Annotated in this window: 12 protein-coding genes and 2 pseudogenes; 7 read left to right on the forward strand and 7 right to left on the reverse strand. The window is 60.5% G+C overall.

What is annotated here, in order from left to right; all coding sequences use genetic code 11:
• Positions 1–51: 51 nt before the first annotated feature.
• Together ctpM and KI231_RS19465 are read right to left on the reverse strand one after the other, a co-directional pair.
• Positions 52–1,734, reverse strand: coding sequence for a methyl-accepting chemotaxis protein CtpM (gene ctpM, locus KI231_RS19460; RefSeq protein WP_103307337.1), 1,683 nt, complete (start codon positions 1,732–1,734; stop codon positions 52–54).
• A 195-nt stretch (positions 1,735–1,929) separates the two neighbouring features.
• Positions 1,930–3,249 (reverse strand): Na+/H+ antiporter family protein, encoded by a 1,320-nt coding sequence (locus KI231_RS19465; RefSeq protein ID WP_212809688.1) that lies wholly within the window; start codon positions 3,247–3,249, stop codon positions 1,930–1,932.
• A gap of 807 nt (positions 3,250–4,056) precedes the next feature.
• On the opposite strand from KI231_RS19465, the pseudogene KI231_RS30360 reads away from it, so the two are divergent.
• Both KI231_RS30360 and KI231_RS30365 read left to right on the forward strand, forming a co-directional pair.
• A pseudogene (locus tag KI231_RS30360) lies at positions 4,057–5,025 on the forward strand (methyl-accepting chemotaxis protein); the annotation flags it as partial.
• Positions 5,026–5,289: 264 nt separating this feature from the next.
• Positions 5,290–5,883 (forward strand): annotated as a pseudogene (locus KI231_RS30365) (methyl-accepting chemotaxis protein); the annotation flags it as partial.
• 271 nt (positions 5,884–6,154) lie between these two features.
• Here the strand turns inward: KI231_RS30365 and KI231_RS19475 are convergent.
• The 5 genes from KI231_RS19475 to KI231_RS19495 all read right to left on the reverse strand — a co-directional run bounded on the left by KI231_RS19475 (position 6,155) and on the right by KI231_RS19495 (position 10,024).
• Positions 6,155–7,297, reverse strand: a complete 1,143-nt coding sequence (locus KI231_RS19475) for an IS481 family transposase (RefSeq protein WP_212809692.1) — start codon at positions 7,295–7,297, stop codon at positions 6,155–6,157.
• Positions 7,298–7,422: 125 nt separating this feature from the next.
• Entirely contained in the window at positions 7,423–8,736 is a 1,314-nt protein-coding gene (locus KI231_RS19480) for a sensor histidine kinase (protein WP_212809694.1), read from the reverse strand.
• Entirely contained in the window at positions 8,733–9,401 is a 669-nt protein-coding gene (locus KI231_RS19485) for a response regulator transcription factor (RefSeq protein ID WP_103307333.1), read from the reverse strand. The genes KI231_RS19480 and KI231_RS19485 overlap by 4 nt, the downstream gene beginning before the upstream one ends.
• A 3-nt stretch (positions 9,402–9,404) precedes the next feature.
• Positions 9,405–9,716: a PepSY domain-containing protein gene (locus KI231_RS19490; protein ID WP_103307332.1), complete on the reverse strand. Its 312-nt coding sequence runs from the start codon at positions 9,714–9,716 to the stop codon at positions 9,405–9,407.
• Positions 9,716–10,024 (reverse strand): PepSY domain-containing protein, encoded by a 309-nt coding sequence (locus KI231_RS19495; RefSeq protein WP_123529487.1) that lies wholly within the window; start codon positions 10,022–10,024, stop codon positions 9,716–9,718. Before KI231_RS19495 ends, KI231_RS19490 begins: the two co-directional genes overlap by 1 nt.
• A gap of 248 nt (positions 10,025–10,272) precedes the next feature.
• Between KI231_RS19495 and KI231_RS19500 the strand changes: the two genes are divergently transcribed.
• The 5 genes from KI231_RS19500 to codA all read left to right on the forward strand — a co-directional run bounded on the left by KI231_RS19500 (position 10,273) and on the right by codA (position 15,644).
• The gene (locus KI231_RS19500; RefSeq protein ID WP_103307330.1) at positions 10,273–11,352 is read left to right on the forward strand and encodes a patatin-like phospholipase family protein; all 1,080 of its coding nucleotides are present in this window, start codon (positions 10,273–10,275) and stop codon (positions 11,350–11,352) included.
• An 85-nt stretch (positions 11,353–11,437) separates the two neighbouring features.
• On the forward strand, positions 11,438–11,794 hold the full coding sequence (queD, locus tag KI231_RS19505) for a 6-carboxytetrahydropterin synthase QueD (RefSeq protein ID WP_003223505.1): 357 nt from the start codon (positions 11,438–11,440) through the stop codon (positions 11,792–11,794).
• A gap of 197 nt (positions 11,795–11,991) precedes the next feature.
• Complete coding sequence (locus tag KI231_RS19510) at positions 11,992–12,804, forward strand: alpha/beta fold hydrolase (RefSeq protein WP_212809696.1); 813 nt, start codon at positions 11,992–11,994, stop codon at positions 12,802–12,804.
• A 306-nt stretch (positions 12,805–13,110) separates the two neighbouring features.
• Positions 13,111–14,382: a cytosine permease gene (codB, locus tag KI231_RS19515; RefSeq protein WP_212809698.1), complete on the forward strand. Its 1,272-nt coding sequence runs from the start codon at positions 13,111–13,113 to the stop codon at positions 14,380–14,382.
• A 14-nt stretch (positions 14,383–14,396) separates the two neighbouring features.
• Positions 14,397–15,644 carry a cytosine deaminase gene (gene codA / locus KI231_RS19520; protein WP_212809700.1) on the forward strand — a complete coding sequence of 416 codons (1,248 nt, stop codon included), beginning with the start codon at positions 14,397–14,399 and terminating at the stop codon, positions 15,642–15,644.
• Positions 15,645–15,744: the final 100 nt, after the last annotated feature.

Consider the following 15,744-nt stretch of genomic DNA (forward strand, 5'->3'; position numbering starts at 1 on the left):
GCAACAATCACCGCAGCTCCCACAGGGGTTTTGTGAAGGCGACAAATCGCGTCAGATCCGGAACTGCCCGACCAGTTTGCCAAGGCGCTGACCCAATTCTGCCAGGCTACGCGACGTCTGCGCGCCCTGTTGCGTCTCATCCGCCACGCTGTCCACCGCCACCGCAATCTGATGCACGCTGCGGTTGATCTCTTCGGCCACCGCCGTCTGCTCTTCCGCCGCGCTGGCAATCTGCGCGTTCATCGAGTTGATCGTCGCAATCAATTCCGCCATCGCATCCAGCGACGCCCCTGCCTGATTGGCCTGCGCCGACGTCCCGTCACCCGCCTCACTGGACCGACGCATCGCCTCGACCGCTGACTGCGTGCCCGCCTGCAAGCGATCGATCATCCCCTGAATTTCCTGAGTGCTGATCTGCGTGCGACTGGCCAGCGCTCGCACCTCATCGGCCACCACGGCAAACCCGCGCCCGGCTTCACCGGCCCGTGCCGCTTCGATCGCCGCGTTCAGTGCCAGCAGATTGGTCTGCTCGGCAATCGAACGAATCACCCCGAGCACGCCGACAATCGAGCTGACGTCCTGCTGCAAACTGTCCAGCGACACACCGCTGCTGCGGATGTCATCGACCAGCGCATGAATCTGTTTGATGCTGCCGGCCACCACACGTTTCGCGCTCTGCCCTTCTTCATCGGTCTGCTGGGCAGCGACGGCGGCGTTCTGCGCGCTCTTGGCGACTTCCTGGGCGGCGGCGGACATTTCGTTGATCGCCGTGGCCACCTGATCGGTCTCGTGGCGTTGACGCTCCATGGCCTGATCCGAACGCTGGGCCTGATCCGACACCTGCGTCACCAACCCGGTCAGTTGCGTGGTCATCTCGGTGATCTGCCGCACCAGACCGTGAATCTTGTCGACGAAACGGTTGAACGAGCCGGCCAGTTCGCCGAGTTCGTCCTGGCTGGTGATGTTCAGACGCCGGGTCAGATCGCCCTCGCCTGCTGCGATGTCATCGAGGTTGGCTTTCATCAGGGTCAGTGGACGCAGGATGGTATTGGCCAGCAGCATGCCCGCCGCCGCAATCACCAACAACACCACCACGGCCACACCGACGATGCTCAGCACCACGCCTTGCATGCGTTCCTGTACCTGCGCTTCCACCAGCGCGACTTGCGCTTCGATGCCGTCGAGATTCACCGACGTACCGACAGCCATGTCCCACTTCGCCAGGTATTCGGTGTAACCGAGTTTCGGCACCAGCACCTGCGCGTTGCCCGGCAACGGCGAGCTGTATTGCAGATAGTGAGTGCCGTCCTTGGCCACGCTGACCAGACCGCGATTGACGTAGACGCCGTTCGGGTCGCGGTTGTCCTTGAAGCTTTTGCCCACGCCTTCAGGGTCATTGGCCTTGAACAGGCGCACGGTCTCGGAGTCGTAGCCGAAGAAGTAGCCGTCCTTGCCATAGCGAATGCCCGAGAGCAGTTTGATCGCTTGCGCACGCGCCTCGGCGTCGCCGGGGGCGGCGGCATCGTAAAGTGGTTTGATCGTGGTCATGGCCACGGCGACGTAACTTTGCAGCGTGGCTTTGGCGTCGCCGAGCAGGCGTTCGCGGGTCTGTTCGACCTCTTTGTGCGCCTGTTCCTGGAGGATGAACAGCGTGGTCAGGCTGATGACCAGCGCGAAGAGCAATACCGGGAGGACGGCAAGGGACAGGACTTTGGCCTTGAGACTCAAGCGCATTTCGGGGGGCTCACTCTTTTGGTTTTATTGGCGTGGTTAAAGGCTTTAACGGCACACCAAAGCAAAAGTTGAGTCGAGCGGGCACCTCATGACCCTGTGGGAGCGGGCTTGCCCGCGATGGCGGTGTGTCAGACACATGGATATTGCCTGTTCCGACGCCATCGCTGGCAAGCCAGCTCCCACAGGTTGCGGTGTTTAGAGGACCATCGCGGCCACCCAGCCGAATGCCAGCAGCGGCAGGTTGTAGTGCAGGAAGGTCGGCACGACGGTGTCCCAGATGTGGTGATGCTGGCCGTCAACGTTCAAACCGGAGGTCGGGCCCAGGGTCGAATCCGAGGCCGGCGAACCAGTGTCGCCCAACGCCCCGGCAGTGCCGACGATGCACACGATGGCCATCGGACTGAAACCCAGTTGCACGCACAGCGGCACAAAAATCGCCGCCAGAATCGGCACCGTGGAAAACGACGAGCCGATGCCGATGGTCACCATCAACCCCACCAGCAACATCAACAGTGCACCGATCGCCTGGCTGTGATCGATCCACGCCGCCGCGCTTTCGACCAGCGAACGCACTTCACCGGTGGCCTTGAGCACTTCGGCGAAACCCGAGGCGGAGATCATGATGAAGCCGATCATCGCCATCATTTTCATGCCTTCGGTGAACAGGTCATCCGTCTCGCGCCATTTGACGATGCCCGACGCCGAGAAAATCAGGAAACCGGCCAGCGCACCGATAATCATCGAGTCCAGCAGCAACTGAATAATGAACGCCGCCGCGATAGCCAGACCGGCAATGCCGATGGTGCGAGGGTTGTAGGCCACGCTGACTTGCTCGACCTGCTCGATCTTCTCCAGGTCGTAAACGCGCTTCTTGCGATAGCTGAAGAACACCGCCATCAACAGGCCGAAGACCATGCCCAGCGCAGGAATCGCCATGGCGTGCATGACGTTGATCTGACTGATGTCGACGCCAGCCTTGCTGACGTTGGCCAGCAAAATCTGGTTGAGGAAGATATTGCCGAAGCCAACCGGGAACACCATGTACGGCGTGATCAGGCCAAAGGTCATGACACAGGCAATCAAGCGACGGTCCAGTTGCAGCTTGGTCAGCACATAGAGAAGCGGCGGTACCAGCAGCGGAATGAACGCAATGTGGATCGGCAGGATGTTCTGCGAGGCAATCGCCACCACCCACAACAGACCGATCAGCAGCCATTTGACGCTGCCGCCACCGGTGCTGTGCTGACGATCGACCATCGCCAGGGCCTTGTCGGCCAGCGCGTGGGCCAAACCCGACTTGGCAATCGCCACGGCGAAAGCGCCGAGCAACGCGTAGGACAACGCCACCGTCGCGCCGCCGCCCAGGCCGCTGTTGAACGCCTTGAGCGTGGCGTCGATGCCCAGGCCACCGGTCAGGCCGCCGACCAATGCACCGACGATCAAGGCGATCACCACGTGCACGCGGGACAGGCTGAGGATCAGCATGACGCCGACCGCAGCAATCACTGCATTCATTTCACTACCTCAAAAACACTGCGGTGGAAAAATCACCGCCAGACAGGATGAGTCCGCCAACGGTTCACCGGCGGATTTGCGAAGAGGGTCTTATTAGAAGGGCGCGCACTGTGCCGCAGAGTGGCGGCGGTGTCAAAGCGAGTGGCTGAACTGAAATGTAACTTTGATCGTTCCCACGCTCTGCGTGGGAATGCCTCAAGGGACGCTCCGCGTTCCATTGGACGCAGAGCGTCCGGGGCTGCATTCCCACGCGGAGCGTGGGAACGATCAAACATTCTCACAGACACACCGCATTGGCGGGTTTCGCGACTGCTGCGCAGCCGGTCGGGGATAAATCCCCTCACCACAGTTTTTGTGTTTACCCCAAACAGGGTTTCCAGCCTGCGCATGCGGCAATTCGCCATATTGTGTTTCAAAGATAAAGAAAGCCGAAACGCGGCCGTTACAGTGCAAAGTCTCAGATATTTATCGAATAAGGACGTCTCCATGTCGCTCAGACAACTTTCCATCCAATGGAAAATCACCCTGCTCGCCGGGCTTTGCCTGGCCGGTATCGTGACCCTGTTGGTGGGTCTTTCGCTGTACCGCATGGAGCACAGCTCCGAGCTGGTGAAGGCCTCCAGCATGGAGATGCTCACCGAATCGGCGCAGGCGCGCATCGAATCCCAGGGCGAAGTGCAAGCCGCCGGCATTCGTCAGCAGTTCATGGACGCTTATCAGTACGGCCACGGTTTCTCGCGGCAGGTGCTGTTCCTGCGGGAACAGGCCGAGAAACGCTTCCTCGACGCCTTCGACCTGCGCGAGGACATGACCCGTCAGGTCAAGTCCGCGCTGCAAGCCAACCCCGATCTGCTCGGCCTGTCGCTGGTGTTCGAAGCCAACGCACTGGACGGCAAGGACGAACTGTTCGCCGGGCAGGCGGAACTGGGCAGCAACGACAAAGGCCGTTTCGCCCTGTACTGGTCGCAACCGACGCCTGGCAAAATCACCTCGATGGCCCTGCCGGAAAGCGATATGGCCGACACCAGCACCGGCCCCAGCGGTCAGGCGGCCAACGCCTGGTTCACCTGCCCGCGCACCACGCTCAAACCGTGCGTAATCGAACCGTACTTCTACGTGATCGAAGGCCAGAACGTGCTGATGACCAGCATCGTCTTCCCGCTGATGGTCAACGGCAAAGTGATTGCCTCGCTGTCGGTCGACATCAACCTCAACAGCCTGCAATCGATCAGCCAGAGCGCGAGCAAAAAGCTCTACGACGGCCAGACCGCCGTGAGCATCATCAGCCCGGTCGGCCTGCTCGCCGGCTACAGCCCGGACGCGAGCAAACTGAGCAAGCGTCTGGACACCATCGACACCATCAGTGGCGCCGAACTGCTGCGCCAACTGGCCTCCAGCACCAGCGTTTCCAGCCTGCACAGCAACGGCCAGTTGAAAGTGCTGTCGCCGTTTCAGCCGATTCCCGGCGGTCCGTCGTGGGCGGTGTTGCTCGATGTACCGGAAAAAGTCCTGGTGGCACGCGCCGAAGCGCTCAAGCAGCAACTGGACGCGAGCAACAACTCGGGCACGCTGATCGAGTTGAGCTTGGGCGTGCTGGCTGCGCTTATCGGTCTGTTGCTGGTGTGGCTGATGGCGCGCAGCGTGACCAGACCGATCCTCGGCGTGGCCAACATGCTCGAAGACATCGCCAGCGGCGAAGGAGATCTGACCCGACGTCTGGCCTACGACAAGAAGGACGAGCTTGGGCAACTGGCCGGCTGGTTCAACAAGTTCCTCGACAAGTTGCAGCCGATCATCGCTGAGGTGAAACGCTCGGTGCAGGATGCGCGCAACACGGCCGATCAGTCCTCGGCCATCGCCACCCAGACCAGCGCCGGCATGGAACAGCAATACCGCCAGGTCGACCAGGTCGCTACTGCCTCCCACGAGATGAGCGCCACCGCGCAGGACGTCGCCCGCAGCGCCGCCCAGGCTGCCGAAGCGGCCAAGGATGCCGACCGCGCCACCCGTCAGGGCCTGACCGTGATCGACCGCACCACCGCCAGCATCGACACCCTCGCCGCTGACATGAGCGCGGCGATGATCCAGGTCGAAGGCCTGGCCGCCAACAGCGAGAAGATCGGCGCCGTGCTGGAAACCATCCGCGCCATCGCCGAGCAGACCAATCTGCTTGCGCTCAACGCTGCCATCGAAGCGGCGCGTGCCGGTGAAGCCGGACGCGGGTTTGCTGTAGTTGCCGACGAAGTGCGCAACCTTGCCCGCCGCACGCAAGAGTCGGTGGAAGAAACCCGTCAGGTGATCGAGCAACTGCAAAACGGCACGCAGGATGTGGTCGGTTCGATGGGCAACAGCCATCGTCAGGCGCAGGGCAGCGTCGAACAGGTTGGCCAGGCGGTCACTGCACTGCGGCAGATCGGTGATGCGGTGACGGTGATCAGCGACATGAACCTGCAGATCGCCAGTGCGGCCGAGGAACAGAGCGCGGTGGCTGAGGAGATCAATAACAACGTGGCGACGATCCGTGATGTGACGGAGTCGTTGTCCGGGCAGGCGAATGAATCGGCGCGGGTGAGTCAGTCGCTGAACAGTCTGGCAAATCAGCAGCAGAGTCTGATGGATCAGTTTCGGGTTTGATTCAGAGGTTGTGGGGTGTCAGTTGGATTGAGCCCCCCTCACCCCAGCCCTCTCCCCCAAGGGGCGAGGGGGAAAGGGAGCCGATCTTCATGCTGTTCAAACCCGATTTCGGCTCAACATCTCATGTCGATGCAATACTTTTTAGAACCTGAGTTCAGCTCGGTATTTCACGTCGGTGTACCTCGAACAAACGCCGCGATCAGTCCCCTCTCCCCCGGGTGTATGTACCGGAGACATGGTGGACACATGTTCGGAGACATGGTGGACGGTTTTAGATCTTCTTACCTGCCGTAACGATCTGCAAGTTCAAGTCGATTCGGGCAATACGATGTCTACTCCAGTAGACATCGTGGATGCCATCTTCCGTCGTTTCCCTGATAGCTACTGACCTCCCATAAAAAGCTTTTCCGACTGTGTATTCACGGTTCCGCCAGTAGATCTCGCCCTTCACCTGAACCTTCCTGACCACATCCCCATCGTCGTACTCCGGCGCCGCGGGCTGCTCCTGATATTCCCGTGGGCTGCTGCTGTAGCGAGTAGCAGGCACCTGCATGTCCAACGCTTGATGTGGACGCTTCTGGTTGTAGATATCACGCCAGATATCAAACGCCCGTTGTGCACCGTTGAGATCAATAAAATGTCGGTCTCGCAGGACTTCATTTTTCAGGCTGCGGTGGAAGCGTTCCAGCTTTCCTTGGGTTTGCGGATGATAAGGTCGAGAGTGCCCGACCTTGATGCCCTGACTCATCAGCCAGACCTCCAGCGCGGTATAAACGCCAGTCTGGTCACCCCAGGGTGAACCGTTGTCCATCGTCATGCGCAAAGGCAGACCATGACGCCGAAAGACCCTGATTAGATGCTCCTGAACGGTTTCACGTCGCTCATCGAGGCAGGCCGCGATACACAGCGAAAACCGCGAATGATCGTCCAGTATCGTCAACGGATGGCAACGTCCCTGAGCCAGGCTGATATGGCCCTTGAAGTCCATCTGCCAAAGATCGTTGGGCGCTTCATGCTCGAAGCGGATAAACGGTTTAATCTCAGCGGCCTTTGAATCAACGCGTGAATGACGCTGTAAAACCGCATGCACGGTACTGACCGAAGGCATTACTGCGCCGCTGTCTTCCAGCACACGTTTGAGCTTGCGAGCGCCCCAAGCCGCGTATTCCTCACTCACGGTCAGAATCTGCTGCTCAACCTCGTCAGCGCAGCGTTTGGGTGACGTCTTCGGTCGTCGAGACTGATCGATCAAGCCCTCTGCACCTGAAGTTTCAAACCTGTTGAGCCATTTGTAGGCAGTGCTTGGGCTGATATTGAATCGGCGGCAAAGCTGCCGGACATTGGCTCCTTCTTGCCGAGCCAAATGCACGAACTCTGAACGAAGCTGCACGGTGGACACCTCTTCCCAGGACACAGGTCATCTCCTTGGTGATGAGCAATGTGTCTATTAAAAAGTGTCCACCATGTCTCCGAACACCTGTCCACCATGTCTCCGGTACATACACCGGGAGAGGGTTAGGGTGAGGGGCTTTCAAAGGCTCACCGCCGAGGCAACTCGATCACCACCTTCAACCCGCCCCACTCACTCTCGCCCAATACCAGCAACCCGCCCCACGTGTCGACAATGTCGCGCACAATCCCCAATCCCAAACCATGTCCATGGGTCTGTTCATCCAGCCGCGTCCCCCGGCTGAACACCTGAGCACGCTGATCCTCGGGAATCCCCGGCCCGTCATCTTCCACGCTCAGGGCATAACCGTCTGTACGCTCAATCACACTCAAGCGCAGCTCGGCATCTGCCCATTTGCAGGCGTTGTCCAGCAGGTTGCCCAAAAGCTCCAGCAAATCCTCACGATCCCATGGCAACTGCAGACCTGTCGGCGCGACGTAACTCAGCGCCAGGTGTTCGCCATGGATCATGTTCAGCGTCGCCAGCAATCCCGGCAGTTCAGCATCGCAGTCGAACAAAGCGCCGGGCAGCGCATCACCGGACAGTCGCGCACGGTTCAGTTCGCGATTGAGCCGTTGCTGCACTTGCTCCAGTTGTTCTTTGAGGATCTTGCGCAGCTCGGGATGGCCTTCGAGTTTTTCGCTCGACGCCAGACTCAGCAACACCGCCAACGGCGTTTTCAACGCGTGCCCCAGATTGCCCAGCGCATTGCGCGAACGCTTGAGGCTGTCTTCAGTGTGTGCGAGCAGATGGTTGATCTGCGCCACCAGCGGCTCCAGCTCCACCGGCACTTGATCATCCAGTTGCGAACGCTGGCCCTGCTGCAATTGCGCAATCTGCTCGCGGGCCTTTTCCAGCGGTTTCAACGCGCGGCGTACGGTCAGCCGTTGCAAAAACAGAATCAGCAGCAATCCGGCCAGACCGAGACCGAGGCCGAGCTGGCGCATACGCTGGAAACTCTCGCGCACCGGGGTGTAATCCTGTGCCACGCTGATCGAAATTGACTGCCCCAGGCGCCGATAATCCGAACGCAGCACCAGCAACTGCTGACCGTCCGGGCCCAATTGCAGATTGCTGTGCAGGCCGGGCGTTTCCAGCAATGGCAAATCCTGATCCCACAACGAACGCGAACGCCAGTGGCTTTCAGCAAAATCGATACGGAAGTAATGCCCGGAAAACGGCCGCTGATAGGCCGGCGACAGGTGTCGCTCATCCAGTTGCAAACCCTGCGGGCCGCGCACCAGTGCCACCAGCAGGCTTTCGCTGTCGTTGCGCAAGCCGGCTTCGAGATAGCGCTGCAACCCCACTTCGAACAACCACAGGCTGGTTTGCGCCAGCACCACGCCGACGACCACCATCACGCTGATCAACCCCAGGCTCAAACGGCGCTGGATTGACCTCACGAAGCTTGCCCGCCGAACAGGTAACCCTGGCCGCGACGGGTTTCGATCACGCTTTTGCCGAGCTTGCGGCGCAGGTGATTGACGTGGACTTCGAGGACGTTGGAGTCACGTTCGGTCTCGCCGTCGTAGAGGTGTTCGGCGAGGTGGCTTTTGGAGAGGATCTGCTCCGGATGGAGCATGAAATAACGCAGCAGGCGAAATTCAGCGGCGGTCAGTTGAATGTCGGCGCCGTCGCGGGTCACGCACTGACGGCCCTCGTCCAGATGCAGGCCGGCAGCCTTGAGCGTCGGTTGATTGGCCTGGCCCTTGGAGCGGCGCAGCAGCGACTGAACCCGCAAGTGCAGTTCTTCGGGGTGGAACGGTTTGGTCAGGTAATCATCGGCGCCGGCCTTCAAACCTTCGATGCGCTCGGCCCAGGAATCGCGTGCGGTGAGGATCAGCACCGGAATCGCCAGACCGCCAGCACGCCACTGCGCCAGCACCTCAAGCCCCGGCACGCCGGGCAGGCCGAGGTCGAGGATGATCAGGTCATAGGGCTCGCTGCTGCCCTGATACACCGCATCACGACCGTCGGCCAGCCAATCCACCGCGTAGCCTTGGCGTTGCAGGCCGGCGATCAATTCGTCAGCCAGCGGCACGTGGTCTTCCACCAGAAGCAAGCGCATCGATCAATCTTCCTTGTCTTTCACGAGTTCACCGGTATCGGCCTTAAGGTGCAGCTCACGGGCGACACCTTCGACGGTCAGCAACTCGACTTCATAAATGTAGACGTCGTGTTTTTCTTCCAGCTCGACTTCCAGCAGTTTTGCACCCGGATAGCGATCCATGGCCTGCTGCAGCACTTGCTCCAGCGGCAAAATCACTCCGCGCTCACGCAGCTTCAGGGCTTCGTCCTGATCGAGGTCGCGGGCCATCGCCGCCGAGCAAAAAATCACGAACGCCAACGCAGTAGAGCTGGTGGCGCGAACATTAACCTTCATTACGTATCCTGATGATCCTTGAGAACCTGCCCGCTGACCGCGTCTAATTCCAGATCCCACTCCAGCCCCTGCGGATCACGCATTTCGACCTGGTAGATGTACTTGCCGTACTCCTCTTCCAGCTCGGTTTCGGTGATGGTCGAACCCGGGTGTCTGGCCAGTGCCGTGGCATTGAGCTTCTCGAAGGAGACGATAGTACCAGCGTCGCGCAGACGCAGGGCTTCATCAGGCCCCAGATCGCGTGCATGGGCGAGGCTGGCGGTCAGGCCGATGATCGAGGCGAGGGACAGGGCAGTCAGGGTTTTCATGGTGTCTCCGTAATTTTTATGTGTTGCGTACGGTGGGCACCTTAACGGGATGAACTTAACTGAAACTGAATGGCCATCATTGCTCTGCCTCAACACATATGCCCTCTGTAGGAGCGAGCCTGCTCGCGATAGCGGTGTGTCATTGAGCAATGATGCGTCTGATACACCGCCATCGCGAGCAGGCTCACTCCTACAAGGTTTTGCAACATGTGCTTATAATTGTTCGCTTGCTAACGATCGAGACCGGTATGACCGCCATCCACATCAAGTTCCCTGCCCTCACCCTCAAGGCCGGCCCGCGGGCCATGGCGCGGATTCGTGCCCAAGGCCTCAACGCTGCCGATGTCGGCACCTTGCCCGGCGCGGCCGGTGGGCCGAAGGCGTTGGGGATTCAGGGGCTGGATCTGGCACTGTTCGGTGAATGGCTGCCGAGCGCGCCGCGCGAGCGTTCGCTGATCGGTGCGTCGGTCGGTTCCTGGCGCTTCGCCAGCGCCTGCCTGCCGGACGCCGCCGAAGGCATCCGTCGTCTCGGGCACTTGTATGCCGAGCAGAATTTCAACAAAGGCGTGACCATGGCCGAGATCAGCCAGAGCTCGCAGCGTATGCTCAATGACCTGCTCGATGGCCGCGACGCGAGCATCCTGAGCAACGCCGATTACCGGTTGAACATCATGGTGGTCAAAAGCCAGGGCCGCCTCGCTGACGATCATCGCGGTCGCCTCGGGCTGGCGCTGGGATCGGTGATCGCCGACAACCTGCGGGGCCGCGCGCGGCTGTCGCGGCACTTCGAACGGCTGATCATCCACGATCCGCGCCTGGCGCCGCCGGTGCATGCGTTGAACGACTTCCCGTCGCGCTTCGTTGCCCTGAATGCCGGCAATCTGCGTCAGGCGCTGTTGGCCTCGGGCTCGATTCCGATGGTCATGGAAGGCGTGCGCGACCTGCCCGGCGCCGGGGTCGGAACGTTCCGCGATGGCGGTCTGCTCGACTATCACCTCGACCTGCCCTACAGCGGCGACGGCATCGTGCTCTATCCGCATTTCACCGATCGGGTGATTCCGGGCTGGTTCGACAAGACCCTGCCGTGGCGCCGCGCCTCGACCGAGCGCTTGCAGGATGTGCTGCTGCTCGCGCCGTCGAAGGAATATCTGGCGCGCCTGCCCTACGGCAAACTGCCCGACCGTAACGACTTCAAGCGCTTTATGGGCGATGCCCCGAGTCGACAGAAATACTGGCACGCGGCGATGGACGAGAGCCGCCGACTGGGCGATGAGTTTTTGGAACTGGCTGCCAACGGTCGCCTCGCCGAGCGCTTGCTGACCCTTTAGTCAGTGTTTTGCGCAGAGCTCTGGTAAACTCGCCGCCTGCCCGAATCGCTGCGGCGAACGCCATCTGAACAGAGCCGAAATCACTGTGGAAATCTTCAAAGAGTTTACTTTCGAATCCGCCCACCGCCTGCCGCACGTCCCGGACGGCCACAAGTGCGGGCGTTTGCACGGTCACTCGTTCAAAGTGGCGATTCACCTGAGCGGCGACCTCGATCCGCACACCGGCTGGATCCGTGACTTCTCCGAGATCAAGGCGATTTTCAAGCCGCTGTACGAGCGTCTGGATCACAACTACCTGAACGACATTCCCGGCCTGGAAAACCCGACCAGCGAAGTGCTGGCCAAATTCATCTGGAATGAAATGAAGCCGCTGTTGCCGGAACTGAGCGCAATCCGCATTCACGAGACGTGCACCAGCGGTTGCATCTATCGCGGCGAATAACGCAACGCGAATACCCCTTGTAGGAGTGAGCCTGCTCGCGATAGCGGATTGACATTCAACATGGATGACGACTGATAGATCGCTATCGCGAGCAGGCTCACTCCTACAAGGGTTGGTGTTTTGCCAGAAAACAGCCTTCACGGCTGTTTTTTTATGCCTATGCTTTTTGGCTCTCCACCCGCCAAGAGGACAGGCCCATGACGGACTGGCTGCTGGATCAGGTCTTTGCCTTCAACGGGCGACAAGTACGCCATGCCGTGCGCGGCGACGGTCCACCGCTGGTATTTGTGCATGGCACGCCGTTTTCGTCGTATGTGTGGCACCGGATCGCCCCGCACTTTTTCGCCACACACCGAGTGCATTATTTTGATCTGCTCGGCTACGGGCGTTCTGAACAACCGGACGCGGACGTGTCCCTTGGCGTGCAGAACGAGCTGTTGGCGCAGTTGCTCGATCATTGGAATATCCAGAACCCCGATGTCGTCGCCCATGATTTTGGTGGTGCCACGGCCCTGCGCACGCACCTGCTCAACGGCAAGGATTACCGCAGCCTGACGCTGATCGATCCGGTGGCGCTGACACCTTGGGGCTCACCATTCGTGCAGCATGTACGCCAGCATGAAGCGGCGTTCAGTGGATTGCCCGACTACATCCAGCGCGCCATCGTACCGACCTACATTCGCGGGGCGATTCATCGCGATATTCCCGATGAAGAACTGGCGCCCTACGTGCAGCCGTGGCTCGGCGACCCGGGGCAAGCGGCGTTCTATCGGCAGATTGCGCAGATGGACGAGCGTTATACCCGTGAGGCCGAAAACCTGTACCCGAGCATCCGTTGCCCGGTGCAGATTCTCTGGGGTGAAGACGATCAGTGGATTCCCATCGAACGGGGTCGTGCCTTGCATCAGATGATCCCCGGATCACAGTTCCACCCCATCGCCAACGCCGGGCACCTCGTCCAGGAAGACGCCCCGGAAGCCATCGTCGCCGCCCTGCTGCGCTTTCTCTGACAGCTCCCAAACGCCCCTGACACCGATCGTTCCCACGCTCTGCGTGGGAATGCCTCAACGGACGCTCCGCGTTCGGCTTTGGAGTGGGACGCGGAGCGTCCCGGGCTGCATCCCCACGCGGAGCGTGGGAACGATCAACCAAAAGATCGCAGCCTTTGGCAGCTCCTGCATGGTGCTTCTGTGTGTTCAAGTGCACTGCTTTCGGGCCGAATATCGCTGTCTCGTCTATACATACCCGCAACTCCCGGTTTGGCACGACCACTGCAACCTCCCCCGCGTCTTCCCTCTCCCGCAAAGGACCGCCCCATGACGCAGAACGATCCCGGCAACGATTACCCCCTCAGCGAAGTCCCGATGCACGCGCGAAAAGGCCTGGCCTCGACCGCCATGGTGTTACTGGGATTCACGTTTTTCACCGCGACCATGTTTGCCGGCGGCAAGCTCGGCGTGGCCTTCAGTTTCGGCGAGATGATGGCGGTGATCATCGTCGGCAATCTGCTGCTAGGTTTGTACGCGGCAGGTTTGGGTTACATCGCTTTCAAAAGCGGCCTCAACTCGGTGCTGATGGGGCGTTTCTGCTTCGGTGAGGTCGGCAGCAAGCTCAGTGACCTGATCCTCGGCTTCACCCAGATCGGCTGGTACGCCTGGGGCACCGCGACGGCAGCGGTCGTGCTCGGCAAATATTTTGATCTGGATGAAGGCACCGTGCTCGGCCTGATGGTGCTCTTTGGCCTGGTGTTCTGCGCCACGGCGTACGTCGGTTATCGTGGTTTGGAGATTCTGTCGTATATCGCGGTACCAGCGATGATGTTGCTGCTGATGCTGTCGATGTGGGTGGCGACGGTGAAGGTCGGTGGCTTCGAAGGTTTGCTCAGCGTCGTGCCGAGCGGTTCGCTGGACTGGTCGACCGCGATCACCCTGGTGTTCGGCACCTTTGTCAGCGGAGCCACGCAAGCGACCAATTGGACGCGTTTCTCGCGCTCGGCGCGGGTGGTGGTGCTGGCCAGCCTGATCGGTTTCTTTATCGGCAACGGTTTGATGGTGCTGATCGGCGCGTACGGCGCCATCGTCTATCAGCAGCCGGATGTGGTTGAAGTGTTGCTGCTGCAAGGTTTCGCCATGGCCGCGATGGCAATGTTGTTGCTGAACATCTGGAGCACCCAAGACAACACCATCTACAACTTCGCCGTCGCTGGCTGCAATCTGCTGCGCACTGGGAGACGAAAAACGGTGACCCTCGCTGGCGCGGTGATCGGCACCCTGCTCGCCTTGTTGGGCATGTACGACATGCTGGTGCCGTATCTGATTTTGCTTGGTACGGTGATTCCACCGATTGGCGGGGTGATCATGGCCGACTTCTTCTACCGCTGGCGCGGCCACTACCCACGCCTGGCCGACGCACGGCTGCCGGCGTTCAACTGGCCGGGACTCGGAGCTTACGGGGTCGGCACGGTTGCCGCGTTCAGTTCGCCGTGGGTCGCGCCGCTGGTAGGCATTGCCGCTGCCGCGCTAACGTATGTCATCGTCACCGGCCTGCTCGGCGCCCGCCGCGCCAGCGCGCCACTACAAGACCTATAAGAAGGATTCGCCTGATGCACATCATCAACGCCCGACTGCGCAACCAGGACGGTTTGCACGAATTGCACCTTGAAGACGGGCTGATCCGCAGCATCGCCCGCCAGACCGAAGCCCCTACCCTGGGCCCAGACGACCTCGACGCCAGCGGCAACCTGGTAGTGCCGCCCTTCGTCGAACCGCACATCCACCTCGACGCCACCCTCACCGCCGGCGAACCGCGCTGGAACATGAGCGGCACGCTGTTCGAAGGCATCGAGTGCTGGGGCGAGCGCAAGGTCACCATCACCGAAGAAGACACCAAGACCCGCGCCAAGAAAACCATTCAGACCCTGGCCGCCCACGGTATCCAGCATGTGCGCACGCATGTCGATGTCACCGACCCGCAACTCACCGCACTCAAAGCCATGCTCGAAGTGCGCGAGGAGAGCCGTCACCTGATCGACCTGCAAATCGTCGCGTTCCCGCAGGAAGGCATCGAGTCGTTCCGCAACGGCCGTGAGCTGATGGAAGAAGCGATCCGCATGGGCGCCGACGTGGTTGGCGGGATCCCGCATTTCGAATACACCCGTGATCAAGGCGTCAGCTCGGTGAAGTTCCTGATGGACCTGGCCGAACGCACCGGTTGCCTGGTCGATGTGCATTGCGACGAAACCGATGATCCGCATTCACGCTTTCTCGAAGTGCTCGCCGAAGAAGCGCGCAGCCGTGACATGGGCGCCCTCGTCACCGCCAGCCACACCACGGCGATGGGCTCTTACGACAACGCCTACTGCGCAAAACTGTTCCGTCTTCTCGGCCATTCCGGGATCAGTTTTGTGTCCTGCCCGACCGAGAGCATTCACCTGCAAGGACGCTTCGACAACTTCCCAAAACGCCGTGGCGTGACCCGCGTCAACGAGCTGCTCGAAGCCGGGATGAACGTGTGTTTCGGCCAGGATTCCATCGTCGATCCGTGGTACCCGCTGGGCAACGGCAACATCCTGCGCGTGCTCGAAGCCGGGCTGCACATCTGCCACATGCTCGGCTACCGCAACCTGCAAAGTGCGCTGGATCTGGTGACCGACAACAGCGCCAAAGCCATGCACCTGGGCGAGCGTTACGGGCTGGAACAGGGCCGCCCGGCGAACCTGCTGATTCTGTCGGCGGACAGCGATTACGAGGTGATCCGCAGCCAGGGCCTGCCGCTGTATTCGATTCGCGGTGGTGAGGTGTTGATGAAGCGGCAGATGCCGGTGGTGGAGTTCAGTACCAATCTGAGCTGAAAATGTTGTCGGGGCTTACGGCCTTATCGCCGGCAAGCCAGCTCCCACAATGATTTGTGATGGACAGGAAGCCCATGTTCAATACAAACCCTGTGGGAAG

It is taken from the genome of Pseudomonas sp. Seg1, assembly GCF_018326005.1.
GTDB lineage: Bacteria > Pseudomonadota > Gammaproteobacteria > Pseudomonadales > Pseudomonadaceae > Aquipseudomonas.